General features: G+C 67.9%; 26 protein-coding genes and 1 tRNA gene. 15 read left to right on the top strand and 12 right to left on the bottom strand.

The features are described 5' to 3' along the window. Together FFS72_RS25220 and FFS72_RS25215 are read right to left on the bottom strand one after the other, a co-directional pair. Positions 1 to 1,982: beta strand repeat-containing protein (locus FFS72_RS25220; protein WP_171018824.1), on the bottom strand; the 1,982-nt coding region annotated here is incomplete at its 3' end. Positions 1,983 to 2,241: 259 nt separating this feature from the next. Further along, on the bottom strand, positions 2,242 to 3,114 hold the full coding sequence (locus FFS72_RS25215; RefSeq protein WP_249353526.1) for a GmrSD restriction endonuclease domain-containing protein: 873 nt from the start codon (positions 3,112 to 3,114) through the stop codon (positions 2,242 to 2,244). Positions 3,115 to 3,257: 143 nt separating this feature from the next. Between FFS72_RS25215 and FFS72_RS25210 the strand changes: the two genes are divergently transcribed. The 3 genes from FFS72_RS25210 (at position 3,258) to FFS72_RS25200 (ending at position 5,227) form a co-directional block, all read left to right on the top strand. Then, the gene (locus FFS72_RS25210; RefSeq protein ID WP_050067420.1) at positions 3,258 to 3,635 is read left to right on the top strand and encodes a VOC family protein; all 378 of its coding nucleotides are present in this window, start codon (positions 3,258 to 3,260) and stop codon (positions 3,633 to 3,635) included. Positions 3,636 to 3,746: 111 nt separating this feature from the next. Continuing rightward, positions 3,747 to 4,424, top strand: a complete 678-nt coding sequence (locus tag FFS72_RS25205; RefSeq protein ID WP_249353525.1) for a FadR/GntR family transcriptional regulator — start codon at positions 3,747 to 3,749, stop codon at positions 4,422 to 4,424. Beyond that, the gene (locus FFS72_RS25200) at positions 4,421 to 5,227 is read left to right on the top strand and encodes an ABC transporter ATP-binding protein (RefSeq protein ID WP_249353524.1); all 807 of its coding nucleotides are present in this window, start codon (positions 4,421 to 4,423) and stop codon (positions 5,225 to 5,227) included. The genes FFS72_RS25205 and FFS72_RS25200 overlap by 4 nt, the downstream gene beginning before the upstream one ends. A 71-nt stretch (positions 5,228 to 5,298) precedes the next feature. Here the strand turns inward: FFS72_RS25200 and FFS72_RS25195 are convergent. Further along, a tRNA-Pro gene (locus FFS72_RS25195) sits at positions 5,299 to 5,372 on the bottom strand. A 38-nt stretch (positions 5,373 to 5,410) separates the two neighbouring features. Beyond that, positions 5,411 to 6,373, bottom strand: coding sequence for a metallophosphoesterase (locus FFS72_RS25190; RefSeq protein ID WP_137876509.1), 963 nt, complete (start codon positions 6,371 to 6,373; stop codon positions 5,411 to 5,413). A 69-nt stretch (positions 6,374 to 6,442) separates the two neighbouring features. On the opposite strand from FFS72_RS25190, the gene FFS72_RS25185 reads away from it, so the two are divergent. After that, a complete protein-coding gene (locus FFS72_RS25185; protein ID WP_050067421.1) occupies positions 6,443 to 6,919 on the top strand; it encodes a GatB/YqeY domain-containing protein in 477 nt (158 codons plus the stop codon). 65 nt (positions 6,920 to 6,984) lie between these two features. Here the strand turns inward: FFS72_RS25185 and FFS72_RS25180 are convergent, their stop codons facing one another. Continuing rightward, positions 6,985 to 9,291, bottom strand: a complete 2,307-nt coding sequence (locus FFS72_RS25180) for a penicillin-binding protein (RefSeq protein WP_137876514.1) — start codon at positions 9,289 to 9,291, stop codon at positions 6,985 to 6,987. 325 nt (positions 9,292 to 9,616) lie between these two features. On the opposite strand from FFS72_RS25180, the gene FFS72_RS25175 reads away from it, so the two are divergent. The 3 genes from FFS72_RS25175 (at position 9,617) to FFS72_RS25165 (ending at position 11,754) form a co-directional block, all read left to right on the top strand. After that, positions 9,617 to 9,940: a WhiB family transcriptional regulator gene (locus FFS72_RS25175; protein ID WP_043808976.1), complete on the top strand. Its 324-nt coding sequence runs from the start codon at positions 9,617 to 9,619 to the stop codon at positions 9,938 to 9,940. A gap of 123 nt (positions 9,941 to 10,063) precedes the next feature. Further along, positions 10,064 to 10,504: a MarR family winged helix-turn-helix transcriptional regulator gene (locus tag FFS72_RS25170; protein ID WP_137876508.1), complete on the top strand. Its 441-nt coding sequence runs from the start codon at positions 10,064 to 10,066 to the stop codon at positions 10,502 to 10,504. Then, the gene (locus FFS72_RS25165) at positions 10,501 to 11,754 is read left to right on the top strand and encodes an MFS transporter (RefSeq protein ID WP_137876507.1); all 1,254 of its coding nucleotides are present in this window, start codon (positions 10,501 to 10,503) and stop codon (positions 11,752 to 11,754) included. The genes FFS72_RS25170 and FFS72_RS25165 overlap by 4 nt, the downstream gene beginning before the upstream one ends. Here FFS72_RS25165 and bagB read toward each other — a convergent pair. Continuing rightward, complete coding sequence (bagB, locus tag FFS72_RS25160; RefSeq protein WP_137876506.1) at positions 11,738 to 12,850, bottom strand: ATPase BagB; 1,113 nt, start codon at positions 12,848 to 12,850, stop codon at positions 11,738 to 11,740. The genes FFS72_RS25165 and bagB overlap by 17 nt on opposite strands. Continuing rightward, positions 12,847 to 13,863 carry an ATPase BagA gene (bagA, locus tag FFS72_RS25155; protein ID WP_137876505.1) on the bottom strand — a complete coding sequence of 339 codons (1,017 nt, stop codon included), beginning with the start codon at positions 13,861 to 13,863 and terminating at the stop codon, positions 12,847 to 12,849. Before bagA ends, bagB begins: the two co-directional genes overlap by 4 nt. Before the next feature lie 113 nt (positions 13,864 to 13,976). Here bagA and sp36 point away from each other — a divergent pair, with 113 nt between their 5' ends. The 4 genes from sp36 (at position 13,977) to FFS72_RS27025 (ending at position 16,169) form a co-directional block, all read left to right on the top strand. Further along, positions 13,977 to 14,141, top strand: coding sequence for a Sp36 family protein (sp36, locus tag FFS72_RS25150; protein WP_085999530.1), 165 nt, complete (start codon positions 13,977 to 13,979; stop codon positions 14,139 to 14,141). Between the two features lie 5 nt (positions 14,142 to 14,146). Next, complete coding sequence (locus FFS72_RS25145; RefSeq protein ID WP_502704157.1) at positions 14,147 to 14,605, top strand: RidA family protein; 459 nt, start codon at positions 14,147 to 14,149, stop codon at positions 14,603 to 14,605. 92 nt (positions 14,606 to 14,697) lie between these two features. Further along, complete coding sequence (locus tag FFS72_RS25140) at positions 14,698 to 15,483, top strand: MBL fold metallo-hydrolase (RefSeq protein ID WP_137876503.1); 786 nt, start codon at positions 14,698 to 14,700, stop codon at positions 15,481 to 15,483. A gap of 554 nt (positions 15,484 to 16,037) precedes the next feature. Continuing rightward, the gene (locus tag FFS72_RS27025) at positions 16,038 to 16,169 is read left to right on the top strand and encodes a hypothetical protein (protein WP_283235451.1); all 132 of its coding nucleotides are present in this window, start codon (positions 16,038 to 16,040) and stop codon (positions 16,167 to 16,169) included. A gap of 400 nt (positions 16,170 to 16,569) precedes the next feature. Here the strand turns inward: FFS72_RS27025 and FFS72_RS25135 are convergent, their stop codons facing one another. Both FFS72_RS25135 and FFS72_RS25130 read right to left on the bottom strand, forming a co-directional pair. Continuing rightward, positions 16,570 to 17,244 carry a Crp/Fnr family transcriptional regulator gene (locus tag FFS72_RS25135; protein WP_007536532.1) on the bottom strand — a complete coding sequence of 225 codons (675 nt, stop codon included), beginning with the start codon at positions 17,242 to 17,244 and terminating at the stop codon, positions 16,570 to 16,572. Positions 17,245 to 17,444: 200 nt separating this feature from the next. After that, the gene (locus FFS72_RS25130; protein ID WP_050067427.1) at positions 17,445 to 17,702 is read right to left on the bottom strand and encodes a hypothetical protein; all 258 of its coding nucleotides are present in this window, start codon (positions 17,700 to 17,702) and stop codon (positions 17,445 to 17,447) included. 210 nt (positions 17,703 to 17,912) lie between these two features. Here FFS72_RS25130 and nth point away from each other — a divergent pair, with 210 nt between their 5' ends. Genes nth through FFS72_RS25110 form a run of 4 tightly spaced genes read left to right on the top strand, consistent with a single transcriptional unit; the run spans position 17,913 to position 21,185 of the window. Next, positions 17,913 to 18,593 (top strand): endonuclease III, encoded by a 681-nt coding sequence (nth, locus tag FFS72_RS25125; protein ID WP_137876513.1) that lies wholly within the window; start codon positions 17,913 to 17,915, stop codon positions 18,591 to 18,593. Beyond that, complete coding sequence (locus FFS72_RS25120) at positions 18,590 to 19,276, top strand: TlpA family protein disulfide reductase (RefSeq protein ID WP_249353523.1); 687 nt, start codon at positions 18,590 to 18,592, stop codon at positions 19,274 to 19,276. The genes nth and FFS72_RS25120 overlap by 4 nt, the downstream gene beginning before the upstream one ends. Beyond that, positions 19,273 to 19,998, top strand: a complete 726-nt coding sequence (locus FFS72_RS25115; RefSeq protein ID WP_137876502.1) for an NUDIX hydrolase — start codon at positions 19,273 to 19,275, stop codon at positions 19,996 to 19,998. Before FFS72_RS25120 ends, FFS72_RS25115 begins: the two co-directional genes overlap by 4 nt. Continuing rightward, positions 19,995 to 21,185 (top strand): MarP family serine protease, encoded by a 1,191-nt coding sequence (locus FFS72_RS25110; RefSeq protein WP_137876501.1) that lies wholly within the window; start codon positions 19,995 to 19,997, stop codon positions 21,183 to 21,185. The genes FFS72_RS25115 and FFS72_RS25110 overlap by 4 nt, the downstream gene beginning before the upstream one ends. Before the next feature lie 6 nt (positions 21,186 to 21,191). Here FFS72_RS25110 and FFS72_RS25105 read toward each other — a convergent pair whose 3' ends face one another. The 3 genes from FFS72_RS25105 to FFS72_RS25095 all read right to left on the bottom strand — a co-directional run bounded on the left by FFS72_RS25105 (position 21,192) and on the right by FFS72_RS25095 (position 23,735). Beyond that, positions 21,192 to 22,133 (bottom strand): alpha/beta fold hydrolase, encoded by a 942-nt coding sequence (locus FFS72_RS25105; protein WP_137876500.1) that lies wholly within the window; start codon positions 22,131 to 22,133, stop codon positions 21,192 to 21,194. Positions 22,134 to 22,140: 7 nt separating this feature from the next. Next, positions 22,141 to 22,662, bottom strand: coding sequence for a phage holin family protein (locus tag FFS72_RS25100; protein WP_137876499.1), 522 nt, complete (start codon positions 22,660 to 22,662; stop codon positions 22,141 to 22,143). Positions 22,663 to 22,793: 131 nt separating this feature from the next. Next, a complete protein-coding gene (locus FFS72_RS25095) occupies positions 22,794 to 23,735 on the bottom strand; it encodes an MBL fold metallo-hydrolase (RefSeq protein WP_137876498.1) in 942 nt (313 codons plus the stop codon). Between the last annotated feature and the right edge of the window lie 456 nt (positions 23,736 to 24,191).

Here is a 24,191-nt window from a genome sequence, read left to right as displayed (position 1 = left end):
ACCGGGTCGGTGGAGACCTCAACCGTGCCGGCCGCGGAGGTCGACGGGTGGTTGGTGGCGTCACCGGAGTAGACGGCGGTGATGCTGTGGGTGCCGTCGGTGGTGAAGGTGTGGTTCAGGGTGGCGGTGCCGGCGTTGACGGGGGCGCTGCCGAGGACGGTTGCGCCGTCCTTGAATTCGACGGTGCCGGTGGCATCAGCCGGGCTGACGGTGGCGGTGAGGTCGACGGCGGTGCCGGTCTTGGCGGTGCCGGGGACGTTCAGCGTCGTGGTGGTGTCGACGACGACCGGATCGGTCGAGACCTCGACGTTGCTCGCAGCGGAGGTGCTGGTGGCGAAGCCCTCAGCGCCGCTGTAGACGGCGGTGATGCTGTGCGCGCCGTCGGTGGTGAAGGTGTGGTTGAGCGTGGCCGTTCCACCGTTCACCGGAGCGGAACCGAGAACCGTTGCGCCGTCCTTGAACTCGACGGTGCCGGTGGCTTCCGTCGGGGCCACGGTGGCGGTGAGGTCGACGGCGGTGCCGGTCTTGGCGGTCGCCGGGACGTTCAGCGTCGTGGTGGTGTCGACGACGTTGACCGAGACGTCCACGGTGGACGCCGCGGAGGTGGACGGACGGTTGGTGGCGTCACCGTTGTAGACGGCGGTGATGCTGTGCGCGCCGGTGGTGGTGAAGGTGTGGTTCAGCGTGGCGGTGCCGTTGTTGACGGTGACCGGGGCGCCGATGTCGGTGGCGCCGTCCTTGAACTGGACGGTGCCGGTGGCGTCGGACGGTGCGACGGTGGCGGTGAGGTCGACGGCGGTGCCGGTCTTGGCGGTCGCCGGGGCGTTCAGCGTCGTGGTGGTGTCGACGATCACCGGATCGGTCGAGACCTCGACGTTGCCCGCGGCGGACGTCGACGGGTTGCGGGTCGTGTCACCGGAGTACGCGGCGGTGATGCTGTGCGCGCCGTTGGTGGTGAAGGTGTGGTTCAGGGTCGCGGTGCCGTTGTTGACGGCGACGGGGGAGCCGATGTTCGTCCCGCCGTCCTTGAACTGAACGGTGCCGGTGGCGCCCGCGGGGGCGACGGTGGCGGTGAGGTCGACGGCGGTGCCGGTCTTGGCGGTCGCCGGGACGTTCAGCGTGGTGGTGGAGTCCACCATCACCGGGCCGGGGGTGCCGACGGTGATGCTCGCCAGTGCGCCGCCACCTGCGTTCAGTGCCCCGGACGTGGTGTCGCGGGGGGTGCAACGGGTCGGCGCGTTCTGCGTTCCGAACAGCGATGCCTGCGCCAGGAAGGTGTAGTAGTTCTGGTCGTTGCTGTAGCTGGCGGCACTGCCGTCGGTGCGGACCTTCGGGGTGATGACGCCTGCGGCAACAGCGGTGACGGTGACGTCGATGGCGGGCAGTCGGAACCAGCTCGAGCCGTCGCCCGTCGTCGCGCCGTTGAGGTCCTTCTTCAGCTTGTCGGCGCGGATGCCGCCGACGGAGTTCGTGCTGTTGGACGTGCCGTTGGCGATGACCTCGTTGTTCCCCGACAGGCGCAGGTACGCGCCGTTGGCGTCGGGGGCGCCCGCGGCGTTCACGCGGATGACGCTGGGTGCGACGCCGATCGCGCCGCCGGACGCGTTCACGTTGACGTTCACCGAGGTGCCCGGAACGACGGACGCGCTGACGAACGTGGAGTTGGCCGGGATCTCGTAGTCCAGCTTGAATCGCGACATGCCGATGGTGGTGGCACCCGAATCCTTGTCGGGGTACGAGGAACCCGCAGGTTGGACTCGGTAGGTGAAGGTCTGGCCTGCGTCCACCGTCGCAGGTGCGTCGACCGTCATCCCGGACCCGGAGGTCTTGTCGACAGCAAGGATGGAGCTTGCCTTACAGGTGTTGTTGAACGGCGTCGTGGTGACCGCTGCGCTTGCCGGCGCCGCGGTGAACATCATGCCTGCGACAACCGCGGCCGAGGTTACCGGCACGGCGATCTGTCGCGCTGTTGGTTTGGACATCGACTCTCCTTGCACCCCTCCGGCGCTAGCCGGACAGGGCCTGGGCGGGATGAATTTCACCACACCATGCCAGCGAGGTTGAGAACGCGTTGCAGTTTGGAGAATATTTGTTTGTGTGATCCAACGATTCATCTACTCGGCCTACGTTGGTACTTGCAACAGCCCTCTACCTGGGGTTTAACCTACTGCCGGGTAACAATTCCGTCGCATGGTTAACACTAACTGCGACAATTGTCGGCACAATTGGGAACGTGTTCGGCTATTCGCAAGCGACGCCGTCGCCGTCGCCGTCCATCTCGGTCCGGTACCCGGGGCGTCCCACATGCAGGGGTGCGGCACCTGCGGCGCGTGCGGCAGCGCAGTTGGCGAAGTGGGTGCTCCCGCGATCGGTCGGCGCTGTCTCCGGCTGCGGTGCCGCGGCGGATTCGGCCGTGTCGCAGTTCCCCAGCACCCGCGCCATCGCGTCGTGTTCGGCCTGCGTGACCCACAGCCCGTACTTCTCCTTCACTGCGATCTGACGCGCGATGTACGTGCAGCGGTAGGGTTTTCGTGGCGGCAGCCAGGTCGCCGCGTCGCCGTCGCTCTTCTCCTGGTTCACCGCCCCTGTCACGGCCTGGAGGTTGAGGGGGTCGTTCGCGAGCGCCGTGCGGGTGGGAAGGTCGAGTTGCTGGGCGCCGGTCTGCCAGGCGTTCGACAACGCCACCACATGGTCGATCTGCACGAGCGGTGAGGTGTCCTGTCCGGACACGAAAGGCGCTGTATTGCCGGTGTATTCGTCGAAGTGAGACCCGGACTGCACCTTGCATCCCCGGGTTCCGTCCTTCGTCACGACCGCAGTGAGGTCGCGCCGGAGAATGTCGTTGCGGGTGTCGCACCCGTTGTGGCCGCCGTCGACGTCGACGTCGTCCGTCCACGACTCGCCGAACTGCGCACGCTCGTAGCCGGTCTTGGGTGCCCGTCCCTTGATCTGCAACAGGGACAGCCGTGCGAGTGCTTCGGCAGCATCGGCATTTTCGAGCGCGCTCGGGGTAGAGGTGGTCGTGAGTGCCGCGTCCGCCGTCGAGTCCGCTGACGTCGCAGACGGCGAGACATCGACATTCGCGCAGCCGGACGACCACAGAAGGATCGGCATCAGAATCGCCACGAGACCTGTGCGAATACGTCGGCGCGCCATGGCGATGGGAGGCTCCTGTGTCGAGTGGGTGCTCGCAACTCTGCCCTGACGGTGTGGCGCGGCGTTCTGCGGGGTCGGGCGGTCACCGATAGCCTCGGGTGATGCGAATCAAGATGTGCGGTGTCCACGTCATCGATCCCGCCGCGGCGTTCGACTTCTACACCCAGACGCTGGGGTTCCAGGAACTGCTGGCCATGCCCGACCACAATCTGTTCATCGTGAAGTCCCCGCAGGATCCGGACGGAGTGGGCCTGCTCCTCGAGCCGAGCGACAACCCGATCGCCACCGCGTACCGCGAGGGCGTCTACGGACTTGGCCTGCCCGCGATCGTGTTCGGGGTGCCCGACGTGAGGGCGGAGTACGAGCGGCTGATCGGCCTCGGCGTCCGATTCACCGGCGAGCCGACCACCGATCCGTCCGGCGCCTCGGCAGTCTTCGACGACACCTGCGGCAACCTGATCCAGATTCACCAGGACTAGGCAACAGTTTCGACACCCAGCGCCCGAGGGCTACCGACGCGGCTTGGCTACTTGTCTGACAAGTGACTATCGTCGGGGACGACACCTCCGACGACGAAGGGCGCACCGACCATGATGGACGCGCTGACCAGGGTGCCGCTGTCGCAGCGCGCCGCTCAGGCCCTGCTCGACGAGATTGCGAACGGTACGTGGGACGTCGGCGACCAGCTGCCCGGCGAGATGGCACTCGCCTCCGAACTCGGGGTCGGGAGATCCACCATCCGCGAGGCGATCCGCCACCTCGTGGCGCGGCGCGTCCTCATCACTCGTCAGGGCGTCGGCGTCTTCGTCGCCGCCATCGATGCCGTCGACGAGTGGAACCGGCTCGCCGAACTCGCCGCGATCACCGACGTCGTCCAGGTGCGCGTGGCCATCGAGTCTCGCGCGGCGGCGCTCGCCGCCGGCCACCGCGACGGCACCGACGTCGCCGCGATCACCCGTGCGCTGGAGGAGCGGAACTCGCACACCGACGCGTCGCCCGCCGATCTCGCCGTCCGGGACATCGCCTTCCATCGAACGGTCGTCGCCGCGGCCCACAACCCCCTCCTCCTTGCGCTCTTCGACACCATCCGTCCCCGCCTGGTCGACGAGATGACCCGTCTCCTCGAACTCTTGCCCGTCGCCGACCACGACGCGGGCGATCACGCGGCCGTCGTCGACGCCGTGCTCGCCGGTGACGCCGAGCGGGCCGAAAATCTCACGCGCGCACATCTTCTCGGAATCGCGACCGCACTCGGAGCGCTCTCGTGACCGGTGTGGGGAACGTCCCCGTGCTGTCCGTGTGCGACGTCGCCGTAGTCCGGCAGGGGAGAGAGCTGATCGCCGACATCTCTGTCGACGTCGCCGCCGGTGAACAGTGGGCGCTGCTCGGCCCCAACGGGGCAGGCAAGTCGACGCTCCTTGCGCTGTGCGGGGCGCGCCTGCATCCGACCCGCGGCACGGTCCACGTCCTCGGGCACCGGCTCGGGCGCGTCGACATGAGGGCCCTGCGCACTCACATCGGACATGTCGACCCGCGGTCCCGGATCGAGCCGTCACTCGGTGTCCGCGACGTCGTCCTGACGGGATTGCTCGCCGCCGCCGACCTCCCCAAGCGATGGCAGCCGTCCGAGGCGGACCTCCAGCGGACCGACGAGCTGATCGGCTCACTCGGACTTGCGGACCGCGTCGACAGCCCCTGGGCCGTCCTGTCCCAGGGTGAGCGTGGCCGCGCGCTCATCGCCCGTGCGCTCGTCGTGGAACCTCACCTGCTGCTGCTCGACGAACCGACCACCGGGCTCGACCTCGCGGCCCGCGAAATACTCCTCGACGTCCTGTTGGACCTGCGCACACTGCGACCCGACCTGGCGTCGGTGCTCGTCACCCACCACCTCGAGGAACTTCCCGCCTCGACGACGCACGCCCTGGTGCTCTCCGAGGGACGGGTGATGGCCTCGGGCTCCGTCGACGACGTCCTCGACTCCGACACCGTGTCCCGCGCGTTCGGGCATCCGGTTCGGATCGAACGGAACAACGGACGGTGGTCCGCGACCAGCGCGGCCCGAATTCACTGAGCAGACACGACATCGATCCGAAACGACGAGAGGCTCCATCCGAACGAATCGGATGGAGCCTCTCGTCATTGTCGGGGTGGCGGGATTTGAACCCACGACCTCTTCGTCCCGAACGAAGCGCGCTACCAAGCTGCGCCACACCCCGAGTATTGCCGCTCCCCGTTCCCGGGCAGCCAGCAAAGCTTAGCGCACGACTGCCGAAGAACGCGAAACGCCTGGTCGAACCCCCTGATCGGGCCCCTTGTCCGCGGTCGGTACGAGGGTCAGCAGAGTCGCCTCGGGGCGGCAGCAGAACCGGGCCGGGGCGTAGGGGGAGGTGCCGATCCCGGCGGAGACGTGCAACTGCATCCGTGAACCCCACCGCGACGGACCCTTCACCCGTGAGCGGTCCAGCTGGCAGTTGGTGACAAGCGCGCCGTAGAACGGCAGGCACAGTTGGCCGCCGTGGGTGTGGCCGGCGAGCACGAGGTCGTAGCCGTCCTCGGCGAAGCGGTCGAGAACCCGAGGCTCCGGGGAATGGGTGATGCCCAGCTTCAGGTTCGCCATCGGATTCGGCGGACCCGCGATGGTGTCGTAGCGGTCCCGCTTCAGGTGCGGGTCGTCGACGCCCGCCGTCGCGATCCGCACACCCGCTACTTCGAGCTCCCGACGGTTGTGCGTCACGTCGAGCCACCCGCGTTCGGTGAACGCCGCGCGCAGATCCTGCCAGGGCAGGGGTTCGCCGAAGGTGCGCTTGTGCTCCTTCTTGAAGTACTTGAACGGGTTCTTCGGCTTGGGGCCGAAGTAGTCGTTGCTACCGAAGACGAACAGTCCGGGACGGGCGAGCAGCCCACCCATCGACTGGACCACGGACGGCACCGCCCGCAGATGGGACAGGTTGTCGCCGGTGTTGACCACCAGGTCGGGCTCGAGCCGGTCGAGCTCTCGGAGCCAGTTCTGCTTGAGCTTCTGCCCGGGCATCATGTGCAGGTCGCTCAGATGCAGGACGCGCAGGCTCGAGGAGCCGGGCTCCAGCACCGGCATCGTCACCTCGCGCAACGTGAAGGCGTTGCGCTCGATCAGGGAGGCGTAACCGACGCCGAGCACTGCAGCACCGGCCAGACCGGTGGCGGCGCCCCGCAGGGCCGTGCGTGGATTGTCAAACACTCATTCAGGATACGCAGCCTGCCGAATCGACATGCGCGTTGCCGGTGGCGGCGCGTAGCGTTCGAAACCATGTCCGACTCCACAGCCACCCTGAAATCCACACTCCGCGCTGACATGACTGCCGCGATGAAGGCCAAGGACACCCTGCGCCTCCAGACGCTGCGGATGGTCCTCGCCGCGATCCAGACCGAAGAGGTCTCCGGCAAGGAAGCCCGCGAACTGACCGACGACGACGTGCTCAAGGTGCTCGCCAAGGAGTCCAAGAAGCGCGGTGAGGCCGCCGAGATCTACACCGAGAACGGACGTGGGGAACTCGCCGCGAACGAGCGGGCGGAAGCACGGATCATCGACGAGTACCTGCCGACGCCCCTGACCGACGCCGAGCTGGCCGACGTCGCGGATACGGCGATCGCGCAGGTCGCCGAGGAGATCGGCGAGCGGCCCGGTATGAAGCAGATGGGGCAGGTCATGAAGGCGGCGACAGCACTCGCCGCAGGCAAGGCAGACGGCTCCCGCGTCTCGAAGGCGGTCCGGGACCGCCTCTGAGTGCGCTGCGCACCTGTGTGATCGTCACCCCGACCGGGTGACGATCACACAGGTGGCGACGTTCGCTACCGCGGTAGGGGCAGGGGTAGGGGCGGCAGGGCGGGCAGGTTCGGGATCTGGATCTGGACCTCGCCGGGACGCGGTGCCGGTGCCCCGGCCGCCGCCGGTGCCTGTCGGAGGGTGCCGTCGCTGACGTAGAGCGTCACCGCGGACCCGGGGACGGCGGACCCTGCGGGCGACGAGCTCAGCACCGTGCCCTTCGCTCCGTCACCTGCGGACGCGACGGCGTTCACCTGGAATCCGGCCGCCTTGAGTGCGGAGGTGGCCTGGGACTCGCTCATGCCCGCGACATTCGGAACCTGTGCGTTCGCCGAGCCGCGCTGGTACTTGGCGTCGATCGGGGGCAGTTCGGTCGGGCCGAAGTCCTCCACGATCGGCTTCATCGCCTTGAACCACGTCTGTGCGGGCTCGTTGCCTCCGAAGACGTTGCCGTCGCCGCACTGGCGCAGCGGCGAGGTGCAGATTTCCCGCGGCGTCGGCGAGTCCGCGTACACGTAGACCGCGCCGGCGAGGTTGTTGGTGAACCCCAGGAATGCGGACGACATGTGGGACTCGGTGGTTCCGGTCTTGCCGGCCATCGGCAGGGTCCAGCCGTTCGCGCCTGCGGCCGCCGCGGATGTGCCGCCCGGCTTGTCGTCCTTGCTCATCGCGTTGGCGAGAGTGTCTGCGAGGCCCGGCTCGACGACCTGTTCGCAGGCCTGCTCGGTGATCGACACGGGCTTGCCGTAGCGGTCGAAGATCGAGTCGATCGGGCTCGGAGGGCACCACTTTCCGTGCGAGCTGAGGGTGGCGGCGACGTTCGACAGCTCGAGCGCGTTGATCCACGTCGGGCCGAGGGTGAAGGAGCCGAGGTTCTGGCCCTTCTGCATGTCGGCCATCGACTGCCCGTCGCCGTAGCCCGAGGTTCCGGGCTCCGTGTAGGACCGCATGCCGAGACGGACGGCCATGTCGACGGTCGGTGTCACGCCGACCTGTTCGATGAGTTTGACGAACGCCGTGTTCGGTGACTGCGCGAGCGCGTCGGTCACCGTCATCGACGCCGGGTACTTGCCCGCGTTCTCGACGCAGTAGGTGGAGGCCGGGCATCCGCGGGCGCCGCCGTTGCCCATGCCCTTGACCTCGACCCGGCCGGGTACCTGGAGGACGGCGTTGGTGCCGAGGCCCTTCTCCATCGCGGCAGCGGTGGTGAACAACTTGAAGATCGAGCCGGCGCCGTTGCCGACCAGCGAGTACGGCTGCGGCTGCACGGTTTCGTTGATGTCGCCGTTCAGGCCGTAGTTGCGGCTGCTGCTCATCGCGAGGACCCGGTGCTGGTCCTGGCCCGGCTGCACGACGTTCATGACCTCGGCGACGCCCTCGACGTCGGGTCGCGCGGTCGCGGTCAGCGCGGAGTGCACGGAGTCCTGCACCTTCGGGTCGAGGGTGGTCTTGATCAGCAGACCGCCCTTCTCGACCTGTTCGCGGCTGATGCCCGCGTTCGCGAGGTACTGCAGTGCGTAGTCGCAGAAGAAGCCCCGGTTGCCCGCGGCGATGCAGCCGCGGGGCAGCGACTGCGGCTCCGGGAGCACGCCGAGCGGCTCCTGCTTGGCCGCGCGGATCTCGTCGGCCCGATCCGGGATGTTCACGATCATGGTGTCGAGCACCGTGTTGCGTCGGTCGAGCACGCCCTCCGGATTGGTGTACGGGTTCAGGGCCGAGCTGGACTGCACCATGCCCGCGAGCATCGCGGACTGGGTGAGGTTCAGGTCCTTGGCGTCGATCCCGAAGTAGGTCTGCGCCGCGTCCTGGATGCCGAAGGATGCGTTTCCGAACGGAACCAGGTTCAGGTACCGGGTGAGGATCTCGTCCTTGGTGAGCTTCTTGTCCAGGGTGAGCGCCATCCGGATCTCGCGGATCTTGCGCGCGGGGGTGGTCTCGATCGCGGCGCGGCGTTCGGCGTCGGTCTTCGCGACGACGAGCAGCTGGTAGTTCTTCACGTACTGCTGGTCGATGGTCGACGCGCCCTGCTCGACCTGGCCGCTGGTGGTGTTCGTGAGGAACGCGCGGACGGTGCCCTGCCAGTCGACGCCCTGGTGATCGGCGAAGCGGCGGTCCTCGACCGAGACGATCGACAGCTTCATGTCGTTGGAGATCTGATCGCTCGGGACCTCGAATCGCCGCTGCTCGTACAGCCAGGCGATGGGGTTCCCGTTGATGTCGACCATCGTCGACACGGCGGGCACGTCGCCTTCGACGAGTTCGGCCGAGACGTTGTCGACGGTGTCGGCGGCACGGTTCGAGACGATGCCGAATCCGCCTGCCAGGGGGAACATCACACCCGCGAGAAGTGCACCCGCCAGGGCGGTGCATCCGGCGAGTTTCGCGACTGTTTTAGCGATGGGCACAGGGACAGGGTACGTGCCCGACGTGGGGGCTTTCGCGCACCGTGAACTGGGCGGTTCGAACTTGAATGCACGTCCGTACCAAAAAAGTTGCCGAAGGTCTTGCGTTGAGCGTTATACATTGCCTAAATTGTGACCCAGTGTGATTCAGATAACACTAGATCGGGAATGTGGTGCGCCTCGCCGTGATAGGCCGGAGCACGCACTTCCAGAAGCGTCAGCGAGGGCGACGCTTGTACTGCAGGAGGGGCAGAAGATGACCGTAACCACGCCGGGCCGTCGGTTGGATTTCGAGGAGGCCGAGGCCCGTATTGCATGGGTTACACAGGCGCGATGCCGCGCGGTTGATCCGGATCAGTTGTTCGTTCGTGGGGCTGCGCAACGCAAGGCAGCCACCATCTGCAGGCACTGTCCGGTGCTGATGCAGTGCGGAGCGGATGCACTGGACAACCGGGTGGAGTTCGGGGTGTGGGGTGGCATGACTGAACGTCAGCGCCGCGCACTCCTCAAGCAGCATCCCGAAGTCGAGTCGTGGGCGGACTTCTTCTCGGCGCAACGCAGTCAGGCGTCGGTCGTCTGACCTTTCGGACAGCTGAACACAGGCCGCCGGCCGGAACCTCGAGGTTCCGGCCGGCGGTTTTGTCGTGGTGACGGCTCGCGCCGAAGAGTATGCTTGCCGATAGGCAACTATCTGCGAGGTGGCATGACCGAGGCTCCCGACGAGATCACCCGGCTGAAGATCGCGCTCAGTCGCATCGCTCGCACCGTCGACAAGCAGGTCTCCGGGGACGGACTCACCCGCACCCAGCTCTCCGTGATCGGGACCGTCGCTCGACTCGGCCCCCTCGGCATCGGCGAGCTGGCCGAGGTGGAGGGCCTCAACCCGACGATGCTGTCCCGCGTGGTCGGCAAGCTCGAATCCGACGGCCTGCTGCGCCGGAGCGCCGACCCGTCCGACCGCCGCGCAGCACGTGTCGAGGTCACCGATGCGGGCCGGGCGCTGCACTGCCGGCTCCGAGACCAACGCACCCAGCTGTTCACCGACGCACTCGCGCGGCTACCCGGACATGACGCCGACAGCCTGCTGTCGGCGTTGCCCGCGCTCGAATCGCTGGCGGCCGCGATCGCGGACCCCGGCCGATGACCGCGCTCGCAACCGTGCGAAGCGACACCTTCGCCTCCTTCTCGGTCCCCAACTTCCGCCGGTACTTCGCCGGGCAGGCGGTGTCGATGGTCGGGACGTGGATGCAGGCCGTCGCGCAGTCCTGGCTGGTCCTCCAGCTCACAGGGTCCGCGACGGCCCTCGGATCCGTCGTCGCGCTGCAGACCCTGCCCGTCCTGGTGCTCGGCCCCTACGGCGGCGTCGTCGCCGACCGCCTCGACAAGCGGAAGCTGATGATCGGGCTGCAGACCATGATGGGGCTGCTCGCGCTGGTCCTCGGACTGCTCGCCGTCACCGGCGCCGTCGAACTGTGGCACGTGTACCTGCTCGCGTTCCTGCTCGGGCTCAACAACTGCTTCGAGAACCCGGCCCGGCAGGCGTTCGTCCTCGAGATGGTCGGACCCGACGTCCTGCGCAACGCCGTCAGCCTCAACTCCGTGCTGGTCAACGCCGCGCGCGCCGTCGGACCCGCGATCGCGGGCATCGTCATCGCCGCTGGCGGGCTCGGCGTGTGCTTCCTTCTCAACGCGGTCAGCTTCGTCGCGGTCGTCCTGTCCCTGATCCGGCTCGACGTCGACGAATTGCGCCCGTCACCGCCGGCTGCGCGGGCACCCGGACAGTTGCGCGAGGGATTGCGCTACGTCGCGGGCGAGCCCACCCTCTTCGTCCCCCTGCTGATGATGGCGCTGGTCGGCTGCCTCGCCTACGAGTTCCAGGTGGTGCTGCCGGTTCTCGCGCAGGACAGCTTCGGCGGCGACGCGAGCGTGTACGGGTTCATGACCGCAGCGATGGGGGTGGGTGCCGTCGTTGGAGGACTGTTCGTCGCGGCCCGCGGACGCACCGGGCTCCCCGCCCTGATCGGCACCTCCATGGTGTTCGGTGTCGTGATTGCCGCAGCGGCGCTGGCCCCGACCCTGTGGCTCGAACTGTTCGCGCTGCTCCTGGTCGGGGCGGGCAGCGTCGCCTTCCTGTCGATCGGCAACAGCACGCTGCAGCTCGAGGCGGAACCGCACATGCGGGGTCGCGTGATGGCCCTGTGGTCGGTGGCGTTCCTGGGGTCGACACCGATCGGCGGACCGATCGCGGGTGCCGTGTCACAGCATCTCGGCGCCAGGGTCGGGCTGTTGATGGGTGCCGTCACCTGCGTCGTCGCGGGTCTGCTCGGCCTGCTCGTGATCCGTCGGCAACGACGGGTGACTCCCGAAGCGGAGCCCGTCAGCCCCGACCTGTGAGCTGATCGGCGACCGCGCGCAGTCCCTCGAGGTCGGACACCTCGAACGGCAGTGACGGCACCCCGACCACCGGCACCCGAGGGTGCGCGCCGGTGAACCGGCCCAGCAGCCGCAGCTCGCGCTGTGCGGTCTTCGCGCGTTCGGCGTGGATCTGCAACACGGCGGCGGCGAGGGGGTGTTCGCCCCGTTCCTTGAGGAGGTCCGCGGCGGACGCCGCATGATCGGCCGGCAGTGCACTCAGCGTCGGGTGCGTGCGGTTGAGCACCAGTCCGGCCAGCGGCATCCCTTCCGACGACAACCGTTCGACGAAGAACGACGCCTCCCGCAACGCGTCCGGCTCGGCCGCGGCGATCACGAAGAAGTGTGTGCCCTCCGCGCGCAGCAACTCGTACGTGTGTGCCGCCCGCTCCCGGAACCCACCGAACATCGACTCGAACGACTGCACGAACGCCGACGCGTCGGACAGCATCTGGCTGCCGATGATCGTCGAGACCGCGCGCAACGCCAGACCCATTGCGCCCGTGACCAACCGGCCGATGCCGCGGCCGGGGGCCGACAACATCCGGATCATGCGGCCGTCGAGGAACGTGCCGAGGCGCTGCGGTGCGTCGAGGAAGTCGAGTGCATTGCGTGACGGCGGAGTGTCCACCACCACCAGATCCCACTCGTCGCTCGCGGCGAGCTGGCCGAGCTTCTCCATCGCCATGTACTCCTGCGTCCCGGAGAACGAGGTGGCGACGGTTTGGTAGAAGGGATTCGACAGGATCTGCTGCGCCTTCTCCGGCGACGAGTGCTCGAGCACCATGTCGTCGAACGTGCTGCGCATGTTGAGCATCATCGCGTGCAGCTCGCCGGTCGCATCGGGTCCGAGTGCCACCAGCTGTGGGGTGTTGTCGAGATCCTGCACGCCGAGGGCTTGCGCCAGCCGTCGGGCCGGGTCGATGGTCAGCACGACCACCCGCCGGCCCTCCTCCGCGGCCCGCAGCGCCATCGATGCCGCGGTCGTGGTCTTGCCGACTCCGCCGGACCCGCAACACACGATGATCCGCGACGCCGGGTCGGTGAGGATCGCGTCCACGTCCATGCCGGCGCTCATCGGACGCCCTGTTCGGCCAGCTGCCCGGCGAGTTCGTAGAGTCCGCCGAGGTCGACGCCGTCGGTCAGCGCGGTCAGGTGCAGGCGCGCGACGTCGAGCTTGTCGAGTTCCTCCGCGCTGTCGTCCTGAGCGGCGAGCGTCGCCGCGTTCTCGATGGTCTCGGTGAGCAGACCAGCGAAGTCGTCGTCGGCGAGGGCGATCCCGGCGGCGTCGAGACCGGCGCGCACCGCGTCGGCGTCGATCCGCCCCGCGGCGGCATCCGCCATCACGTCCGGCGGCAGGTAGGCGGTGCCGGAGCGATTGACGATCACCGCGCCCAGTCGCAGGTCCGCGGACTCCAGCTCGCGAACGGCATCCGCGGTCTCCTGCACGGGCAGCGCCTCCAGCAGTGTCACCAGGTGCACCATCGTCTCGTCGGAGTGCAGCAGGCGCACCACGCCCTCGGACTGGGAATGCACCGGGCCACCCTTCGCCAGATCGGACATCGCCTTGGTCACGTCCAGGAAGCTACCGATCCGGCCCGTCGGGGGCGCGTCCACCACGACCTCGTCGTAGACCGGTACCCCGTTGCGGTCCTTGCGGATCACGCACTCCTTGATCTTGCCGGTGACGATGACGTCGCGGAGGCCGGGCGCGAGGGTGGTGGCGAATTCGATCGCGCCCATCCGCTTCATGGCCCGCCCCGCGAAGCCCAGGTTGTAGAACATGTCGAGGTACTCGAGGAACGCGGCTTCGATGTCGAGGGCCAGCGCGACGACCTCGCCGCCGCCGTCGGCCGTGGCGACCTTGGTCTCCGTCGGAGGCAGTGGCGGCACGTCGAACAGTTGCGCGATGCCCTGCCGTCCCTCGACCTCGACGAGCAGGACGCGTCTCCCGCCCGCGGCGAGAGCCAGCGCCAGGGCTGCCGCGACCGTCGACTTACCGGTTCCGCCCTTGCCCGACACGAAGTGCAGTCGAGCCTTGTCCGCCTTGGCCGGCCACTCGAAGGCGGGCGTGTTCCCAGGTGCTGCCACGCCCCGAGCCTATATATCGCGTCGACGGACCGGTGGCGTAGCGGTGCGTGTGGCGCCGAACTCGCTGGCCACCGGGCATCGCGCCGACGACTCGGGGCACTACGCTCAGGTCCATGAGCGAATTGACAACCTGGGAGTACGCGACCGTTCCGCTGCTGACCCACGCGACCAAGCAGATCCTCGACCAGTGGGGCGGGGATGGCTGGGAACTCGTCACGGTGCTCCCCGGGCCGACCGGTGAGCAGCACGTCGCGTACCTCAAGCGTCCGAAGGGCTGAGCGACGTGAGCGACTGGAAGGCCCGGCTGTCCGAGCTCGGAGTCGACCTGCCGCCGGTGGCCGCCCCGGTCGCGGCGTACGTGCCCGCCGTGCGCACCGGAAACCTGGTGTACACCTCGGGTCAGTTGCCGTTCGAGGACGGCGCGCTGCCCGTGGTCGGCAAGGTCGGTGACGCCGTCGACGCCGACACCGCGAAGGCCGCCGCCCGGATCTGCGCACTGAACGCGCTCGCCGCGATCGACGCGCTCGTCGGTCTCGATTCGATCGTCCGGATCGTCAAGGTCGTCGGATTCGTCGCGTCCGCAGACGGTTTCACCGGACAGCCCGGCGTGATCAACGGTGCGTCGGAGTTCCTCGGCGAGGTCTTCGGCGATGCGGGCGTGCACGCGCGATCCGCAGTCGGCGTCGCCGAGCTGCCGCTGGCCGCGCCGGTCGAGGTGGAGCTGATCGTCGAGGTCGGCTGACCGCCAACAGCTCTCGTCGGCCCGTCCACCTCCACCGGTGGGCGGGCCGACGTCGTCCGTGTCGGCCCGGGCACCCCTCGTAGAGTGGGCCCATGACCCTCGCTCATCCGGCATACGCGCAGTTGCGTCAGGTCACCCCCATCGCGGCGGTGATGCTGGAGAACAACCCCGGCATGATGACCCTCGACGGAACCAACACCTGGATCCTGCGCGCACCCGGACGCGAGGAGTGTGTCGTCGTCGATCCCGGTGAGAACGACGAGGACCATCTGCGCCGGATCGCGGAGGTCGGGCCGGTCGCGCTGACGTTGATCACCCATCGGCACCAGGACCACACCGACGGCATCGACCGGTTCGTCGAGATGACCGGAAGTCCGGTTCGCGCAGTCGACCCCACCCTGCGGAGGCGCACGGACGCCGGTCTGCCGGACGGTGACCTGATCGAGGAGGTCGGCCTCGCGATCCGCGTGGTGCGCACACCCGGACACACCAAGGACTCGACCTCGTTCGTGATCGAGGGCGAGGGGTCGGTGCTCACCGGCGACACGATCCTCGGCCGGGGGACCACAGTCCTCGACTCCACGGACGGCGATCTCGGGGACTACCTGGCGTCGCTGCGGAAGCTCATCGACCTCGGGGCCGGTCGCACCGTCCTGCCCGGGCACGGCAGCGACCTGCCGGACCTTCTTCCGGTCGCCGAGTACTACCTGGCGCACCGCGAGGAGCGGCTGGAACAGGTGCGGGCCGCGCTCGTCGTCCTGGGTGAGGGTGCCGCGTTGCGGACGGTCGTCGAGCACGTGTACGCAGATGTCGACCCGAAATTGTGGCCCGTGGCGGAGCAGTCGGTCCGGGTGCAGTTGGAGTACCTGCGTCGCTGAGTCCCGCTGAGTGGAATTCCGAAACAGGGTGGTGTTTCGCGTCACATCTGGGGCATTCGGGCGTGTTTGGGCAGGTTGTGGATGGTGTCGTGCGTATGACCGACATTTCGTGCAGGTGAACTCTTAATTCTCGTGCTGCGGGCCGCCCGGACGACCGGGTAAAACTCCCTCGGAGCATGCGTCGCGTGACGTGGCTCGACCCTCACATTTGAAGGAGCAGTACGTTGGGATCCCTCGAGAACCTCGCCGACGAGAACGGCATCGTCCAGCTGATCGGCATTTTCGGCACCATCTTCCAGCTCGATCTCGGCAGCACCGAGGGCGAAACCCTGCCTGCGTGAGCGCGATGCCCCTGGGGCGCATGACGAGTGCGTGAACCAGGGTGCGACACGCCGATTGTCGCGCGAAAAGGCCTCAATCCCACAGGGATTGGGGCCTTTTTGGGTCCTCTTGCGAGCGACACTGGACAAGTTACTTTGCAGCAGTATAGAAATTTCCTCGGGCACATCCTGTGCGCCACATCACAGCCGTAGTCGACGCAAGGAGCAGTACTCATGGGATCCGTTGAGAACCTTCTCGAAGCCAACGGCGCCGGATTCGGCCTGCTCGACATGCTCAAGCTGCTTCCCCTGATCGACGCCATCAAGGGTCTCGATTCCGTCAGCGCAACCGACGCTGCAGCCTGACATCCACGACCAGTACAAAGGGAGAAGAGCATGACTTCTGTCGAGAACCTCACCGGACTGATCACGTCCCTCACCACGCTGTTCTCGGGCCTGCACGCAGGCTCGGCGGACGCGCCCGCCACCGACGCCTGATCGTCGCCACCCCGATCGACTCTCGAAGGAGCTACGCATGGGATCCGTCGCAGACCTCACCGCCGTCTTCAAGGCGCTCGTCCCGGTACTCGGTGACTTCATCGCCAACGCCAGTGGCGGCTCGCTGAGCAGCCCGGAGGAATAGGCGCCGAGTCCGGAAGAGGCGGTCACCCGGCGTGGGTGGCCGCCTCTCGTCGTAGCGGGTGCACCGAAACGACGCCGCCCACCCCGCAGATCGGGGTGGGCGGCGTCGTTGCTGCGGAATTCGTCAGCGTGCGCGGCGCGCGAGACGCTCGGAATCCGAGATGAGGACGCTCTTGCCCTCGAGGCGAATCCAGCCGCGGTGGGCGAAGTCGGCGAGCGCCTTGTTCACGGTCTCGCGGGACGCGCCGACGAGCTGCGCGATCTCTTCCTGCGTGAGATCGTGGGTGACGCGGAGCGAGCCGCCCTCCTGGGTGCCGAAACGCTGCGCGAGCTGAAGCAGCGCCTTGGCGACACGGCCGGGGACGTCCGTGAAGATCAGGTCCGCAAGGTTGTTGTTGGTGCGACGCAGGCGACGGGCCAGAACCCGGAGCAGCTGCTCGGCGATCTCCGGTCGCTGGTCGATCCACGACTTGAGAGCGTCGCGGTCCATGCTCACGGCGCGAACGTCGGTCACGGTGGTGGCCGTGGAGGTGCGGGGTCCGGGATCGAAGATGGACAGTTCGCCGAACATGTCGGACGGGCCCATGATCGTCAGGAGGTTCTCGCGGCCGTCCGGAGAACGGCGTCCGAGCTTGATCTTGCCGGACACGATGATGTACAGGCGATCGCCCGGTTCGCCCTCGTTGAAGATGACGTGCCCACGGGGGAAATCGACAGGCTGCAGCTGCTTGACCAGCGCGGCGACCGCCGAGGGCTCGACTCCCTGGAAGATGCCGGCTCTAGCCAGGACCTCGTCCACGTGCGCTCCTTCATTGAAAAACTAGGGTTCGGCGTCCGGACGTCCAGGAGGACGACTGTCGGCCGATTCGGCGCGGGCTGCGCGCCGACAATTCGATGGCTATCGCTCGGAGTCTATCGCTCCGATGCCGAAGACTAGTGATCGGCAACACGTCTAGCGAGTCGAATCGATGGAGGGGCCCGCCAGTGCGGGTGTGTCGATCAGCTGGCACGCCGCTCGGTCAGGTCCTCGTCGTCGTCCGAGATCCCACGCCTACGGCGAAGGTGGAACCGGGCCAGTGCGCGCGGCAGGCCCTCCTCGGCGAGGGCGGCGACATCGGCGTGGCTCGCCTTGTCGAGAAACTCCTGCACCTCCTGCTCGCGGACCGTGAGCCGGCGCAGCCGGAATTCCACCCGCTCCATAGCCAGTGCGAACAGCATGAGCAGCACTGGGAAGAGCACCACAGCGAGTCCTTGCATACGGGGCAGTAAACACGGCCAATGTCTCAGAAGTGAAACGAAGGGGGATCGCTTCTCCGACCCATCCGTAGAGTCGATCAGGTGTCGACCACTGTTTCGAAGACCGCGCCGAAGTCGCGGACCGCACCCGCGAGAACGGGCGCCGCGGGGACCGCGGGCTCCCCGGCCCGGGAGGAGAGTCGGCTCGGTTTGGTGCGTCGCGCCCGGCGGATGAACCGACGCCTCGGTGAGGCGTTCCCTCACGTCTACTGCGAACTCGACTTCACCACTCCGTTGGAGCTCTCGGTGGCGACAATCCTGTCCGCACAGTGCACTGACGTGCGCGTCAACCAGGTGACGCCCGCGCTGTTCGCGCGCTATCGAACCGCGGAGGACTACGCGGGCGCCGATCGCGCCGAACTCGAGGAGTACATCCGAACCACCGGTTTCTACCGGAACAAGGCGAACTCGATCATCGGTCTCGGGCAGGCGTTGGTGGAGCGATTCGACGGGGAGGTGCCGGGGACCTTGCGGGAGCTGGTCAGCCTTCCCGGCTTCGGTCGAAAGACCGCGAACGTGGTCCTCGGTAACGCGTTCGATGTGCCGGGAATCACCGTCGACACCCACTTCGGTCGGCTGGTGCGCCGGTGGCAGTGGACGGCCGAGGAGGACCCGGTCAAGGTCGAGCACGCGGTCGGCGAGCTGATCCCGAAGAAGGAGTGGACGATCCTGTCCCACCGGGTCATCTTCCACGGCCGTCGCGTGTGCCACGCCAAGAAGCCGGCCTGCGGCGTGTGCCTCCTGGCGAAGGACTGCCCGTCGTACGGGATCGGGCCGACCGACCCCGCCGTCGCGGCGGCGCTCGTCAAGGGGCCCGAAACCGAACATCTCCTCGACCTGGCGGGTCGGTGAGCCCGGACGTGCGGATCTCGAACACCGGACGATGGAGCCTCGCCGGCCTCGTCGTCGTCCTGGCCCTGGTCGTCGCGATCTGGCCGCGGGGCGGCGACGAGTCGGACGCCCCCGGTCACTCCGACGTCATGGGAGGGAACACCGCCACTTCTGCGGTGGAACGCGCACCCGGCGACACCGATGCCGCGCTGGCGGGTCCGCGCGCCGCGGCAGCGCTGCAACCGTGCCCGACTCCGGCGCCCGGTGCCGTGGGTGCGGGGCCGCTGGCGGGAATCGAGTTGGGGTGTCTCGCCGACGGAAGCAGGGTCGACGTCGGCGCTGCGCTGGCGGGCAAGCCCGCACTGGTGAACTTCTGGGCCTACTGGTGCGGGCCCTGTGCGAAAGAGCTTCCCGCCCTGGACGAGTACGCGCGCCGCGCAGGTGACGCGGTGACGGTGTTGACGGTCCATCAGGACCCCAAGGAAGGAAATGCGTTGGCCGCGTTGGCCGAGTACGGCGTTCATCTGCCGGGGGTGCAGGATGGTGCGGGACGGATCGCCACTGCGGTCGGTGCACCGAAAGTTCTGCCTGTCACCGCGCTGATCCGGGCAGACGGCACGGTCGCCGCTGTACTGCCGCAGCCGTTCGACTCTGCCGACGAGATCGCAGCTGCGGTCAGCGAACACCTGGGAGTGGCGACATGACCCGTACCGAACATGCGGCGCCGCAGTGGCTCGAGCGCATAGTGACCCGTCCGCCCGCGGACGACCGCGCCGTCAACCCGGTCCTGCATCGTCAGGCCCCGGACAACGCGAAGGTACGTGACGCCTCGGTTCTCGTGCTCTTCGGCGGCTCGGAGGAATCGGATCCCGTCAGCCTCGGCGGTCTGCCCGAGAACGCCGACGTCCTCTTGACGCAGCGCGCAGCGACGCTGCGGCAGCACAGTGGCCAGGTCGCATTTCCCGGTGGGGCCGCCGATCCCGGCGACGACGGGCCGATCGCCACCGCGTTACGGGAAGCGGAGGAGGAGACCGGGCTCGATCCGTCCGGTGTCCGTGCGCTCGCGGTGCTTCCGGGAATCTTCGTGCCGCCCTCCGGATTCGACGTCACACCCGTGATCGGGTACTGGGAGCGGCCGACTCCGATCCGTCCGGTGGACCACGGTGAGACGGCACTCGTGTCGCGGGTCCCGATCCGGTCGCTCCTCGACCCGGACAACCGTTTCGTCGTCGAACACCGGCTCGGGTACCGCGGGCCCGCGTTCCAGATCGACGGTCTGCTCGTCTGGGGATTCACCGCAGGCGTGCTGGCCGGTCTGATCTCGGTCTCCGGCTGGGAGATCGAATGGGACCACAAGGACGTGCGTGATCTCGACGTGACGCTCGCCGAGGTCGAAGCCGGTGTGACGGAGGTACACGACCGGTGAGCGGTTCGGCATGGATCGACATTGCCGTCGTCGCCATCGCAGTGCTCGCGGCGACATCGGGGTGGCGGCACGGAGCCGTCGCCTCGGCTCTGGCTTTCCTCGGCGTGATCCTCGGCGCCGTCGCGGGGATCCTGATCGCCCCGCACGTCCTCGTCCACGTCGACGAGGGACGGACGCGGGTACTCGCGGGAATCCTGTTGATCATCGGACTGGTGATCGTCGGTGAGGTCGCGGGCATGGTGCTCGGACGCGCCGCACGCGGCAGCATGCACAGTCCCGCGGCACGGTCCGTCGACAGCGGTGTCGGCGCGCTGCTGCAGGCCGCCGCGGTACTCGTCGCGGCCTGGCTGCTCGCCATTCCGCTGACCGCTTCGTCGCAACCCGAGGTCGCGGCTGCGGTCCGGGGGTCAAAGGTGCTCACCGAGGTCGACGAAGTCGCACCGAACTGGATGCGACGTCTCCCCAGCGAGTTCTCGGCACTGCTGGACACGTCGGGTCTGCCGGACGTGATCGGGCCGTTCGGCCGCACACCGATCGCCGTGGTCGATCCGCCGGACGTGGCGATCGAGCAGGGGCCGATCGCGGCGCGCCTGCAGCCGAGTGTGTTGCGGATCCGCGGCATCGCGCCGAGTTGCCAGCGCGCGTTGGAGGGCAGCGGCTTCGTTGTTGCGCCCGAGCGGGTGATGACGAACGCGCACGTCGTCGCGGGGACGAATCAGGTCGTCGTGGACACGGCGGACGGCCCGCTGGAAGCGCGAGTGGTTCTGTTCGATCCGCAGGTCGACGTCGCGGTCCTCGACGTTCCCGGCCTGGAATCGGCGCCGATTCCGCTCGCACCCGAGCCCGCCGAGTCGGGTGCCGACGCGTTGGTGCTCGGCTATCCCGGTGGCGGCCCGTACACGGCGAGCGCGGCCCGCATTCGCGAGACCCTCGACCTCAGCGGCCCCGACATCTACCGGGCCGCCGACGTCACCCGCGAGGTGTACACCGTCCGCGGCTCGATCCGGCAGGGCAACTCGGGCGGTCCGCTGGTCGACGACCAGGGACGGGTGCTCGGTGTCGTGTTCGGTGCGGCGGTCGACAACACCGACACCGGCTTCGCGCTCACCGCCGCCGAGGTGGCTCGGCAGCTCGAGCAGGCCGCCTACGTGGAGACCGCTGTCGAGACGGGCGCCTGCATCCTCTGACGAGCGTCAGCGGTCGGGCGCCCCGAGGAAGGTGAGCAGTGCCGAGGTGACCGCGTCGGGACGCTCCCAGTGCGGGTAGTGACCCGCGCCGGGGACGCCGCACAGGCGCAGGTCCGGCGCCCAACGGCCGTCCGACCGGAGCGTCGACCGCAGCACGAACGGGTCGGCGTCGCCGTGGATCTGCAAGACCGGGATGGTGACGGGTTTGTCCATGGCCGTCATGAACCGCTTGCCGTCCGGTCGCCACTGACTGCGGAACGCCCACCGCTGGTACTCGAGGCTGCAGTGCGCCGCGCCCGCAATCTGGATGGCGGACCGGGACCGGGACAGCACGTCGGCCAGCTCTCCGACATCGCCCGGACGGAGTGACCCCATCCGACTCCGGATGAGGCGATCGACCTCGGCCCCGCCGTCCCTCGTCAGACGCCGCTCCGGCGCCCACGGCAGCTGACACGCGAGGAACGACGGCAGGAACGCCGAGCGTTGTGCGCGCGTCCGCACCACCGCGCGTTTGAGGGCGATCGGGTGCGGCGACGCGATCAGCGCAATCGAGCGGACGACGCTCGGGTGCAGCACGGCCGTGGCCCAGCAGACCAGGCCACCGTCGGCGTGCCCGACCAGCGCGGCGTCGGTGTGCCCGAGCGCACGGATCAACCCGGCGACGTCGCCCGCGAGCGTCCAACCGTCGTATCCACGAGGCGGTTTGTCGGTGTCCCCGTAACCGCGCAGGTCGATGGCGACGACGCGATGACCGGAGTCGGCGAGTGCCGTCAGTTGGTGACGCCACGTCCACCAGAAGTCCGCGAATCCGTGCAGCAGCACCACGAGCGGCGCATCGGAGTCGTTCGGGCCGGACTCGACGGCATGGAAGCGGATTCCGTTCGCGCGCACGTCACGGTGCCGCCACGGTCCTTCGAGGCGGACGGTGGACGGGTCGGGGGCTGTCACGGTGAGGTCAGGGCGCGGTGCGTCGCGCGTACTCACCCGGCGTGTAGCCGGCGGCGTCGTGAGCCGGTTCGGACATCGGCAGGACGGTCGCGGCCTGGCGGAGCGACTCGATGGTCTTCTCCGGGGCTCGCAGTTTGCGTACCCGCATGTACCCGAGCAGCGCGAGCAGCGCGGTCACCACGATCATCAAGACGAAGACGATCAGGAACGCCGCCCAGCGCGGCATCCACACGCTGAGGAGCTCGGCGAGGAAGAAGAAGAAGAAAAAGGCGCTGAAGACCAGGACGGACAGCGCCAGGATGAAGAACAGTGAGCCCTGCAGGCCCTTCTTCACCTCGCTGGTCACCTCGGCCTTGGCGAGTTCGACCTCGGCGCGGACCAGAGTCGAGACCTGCGCGGTCGCGTCCTTGACCAGGTGTCCGATGCTGGCGGTGCCCGGGGCGTGCGCGTCGACGTCGGTGAGCGGGATGGACGAGATGGTGCCCGGCACCCCGTTCCCGGTCCTGCCGCTGCGGTCGCTGATGCTCACGTCGTGCCCCTTCGTTCTTCGTGTGCGCGGATCGGTGCGGTACGTGCCCGAATGGACGCGTCCTCGGCGCAACAGTAGCGCCGACGCGATCCGCGTCGCAGCGGTGCAGCAGGTATGACGCGCTCATCCCGTCATTTCGGAGGCACCGTGATCGAGAAGTGGTCGAAACGAATCTCGTCGGCGGCGATGTTCTGAACGTCCCGAACCCGACGCCGAGTTCCCTGGTCGCTCCGCAGGCTCCACTCCTGGCGCCGAGTTCCCTGGTCGCTCCACAGGCCCCACTCCTGACGCGGACTTTCCTCGACGATCCTCGCGAACGCGTCGGCCACCGACTGCAATACATAGGGCGGGGCGACGATCCGACCGAAGTGATTCATGGCCACCAGCGACACGTCGTCCTTCACTTCCGCGAGGCGCGCGGTACTCGCGGCGAAATCGGCGAGGTTCGAATCCGGCTCGTGTGCGTAGATGGGACCGGAGTTGACGGTGTCACCGCCGAACAGCACGCCGGTCCTGCTGTCGTGCAGACAGAGACTGTCGGGGGTGTGGCCCGGGGTGTGCAGCACGCGAACCGTCCGACCGCCGAGATCCAGTAGGTCGTCGTCGACGACGGTGGCCGACGGTGCAGGTGGATGCACCGTCCACGTCGTGCGATCGAACGATGCAGGCAACGGGGCGGGATCACTGTCGGCGTCGAGCAGGTACAGCAGGTCGCGGTCGGTGTCTCGTATTCCGGCGGCGGCCCTGAGCAGTTGGTCGTTGTGGTCGAGGTAGGCGTCGAGCTCCAGCCGTGCGGGGCGAACACGTAGGGGTTCGACACCTGAGGGGTGGATCCGAACGTCGTCGAACTCGTGGTTACCCGCGACGTGGTCGAAGTGATAGTGGGTGTTCACCACTGTCACGGGTAGGGGAGTCAGAGCCGTCACCACCGGGCGCAGGGGAACGAAGCCCATCCCGGTGTCCACGAGCAGGGCGCGTTCGGTGCCGGCGATCAACCACATCGTCACGTGGCCCGGTTCGGTGATGCTCCAGATCCCGTGGGCGATCGGCGTGACGCGGTACCAGTCGGTCATGGAACTCCTGTCGACAGCTGCGGGCGGCAAACGGCGAGGTCGCCCGACATTCAGAGTGACGCCGACCACGTTCGGCGTCCAGTGGCGGGGAATCCGGACGAGCGACCTCGGTAAACGTCAGGTTTCAAGCCTGTGACCAGCCGATTTGCGGAGGGCAGGTCGGTCGCGTAACTTTTGTCGAGTCAGAGCGACACGGACACCGACTCCGCCCCCGGGCGAGAGACACGAGGTTGTACGAAGGCGCCTGGCCAATCCAGAGGTTAGCGGCAGTAGTAATACTGTTGCGCTTCGACTGCCTTTACTGATTGTGACCGACACGGTTTTGACCGAGTCGCTGCGATGAGTTAGGCTGGAACAGTTGCCCCGGAGCGGCCGAGAACGAGTTTCTCGGTGGTGATGGTGTGTGCGTGTTCTTTGAGAACTCAACAGTGTGCCGATGAATGTCAGTGCCAATTA

Source organism: Rhodococcus sp. Q (assembly GCF_005503035.1).
Lineage (GTDB): Bacteria > Actinomycetota > Actinomycetes > Mycobacteriales > Mycobacteriaceae > Rhodococcus_G.
Note: the sequence above shows the minus strand (reverse complement) of the source record. Positions and strands in the feature narration are given on the sequence as shown.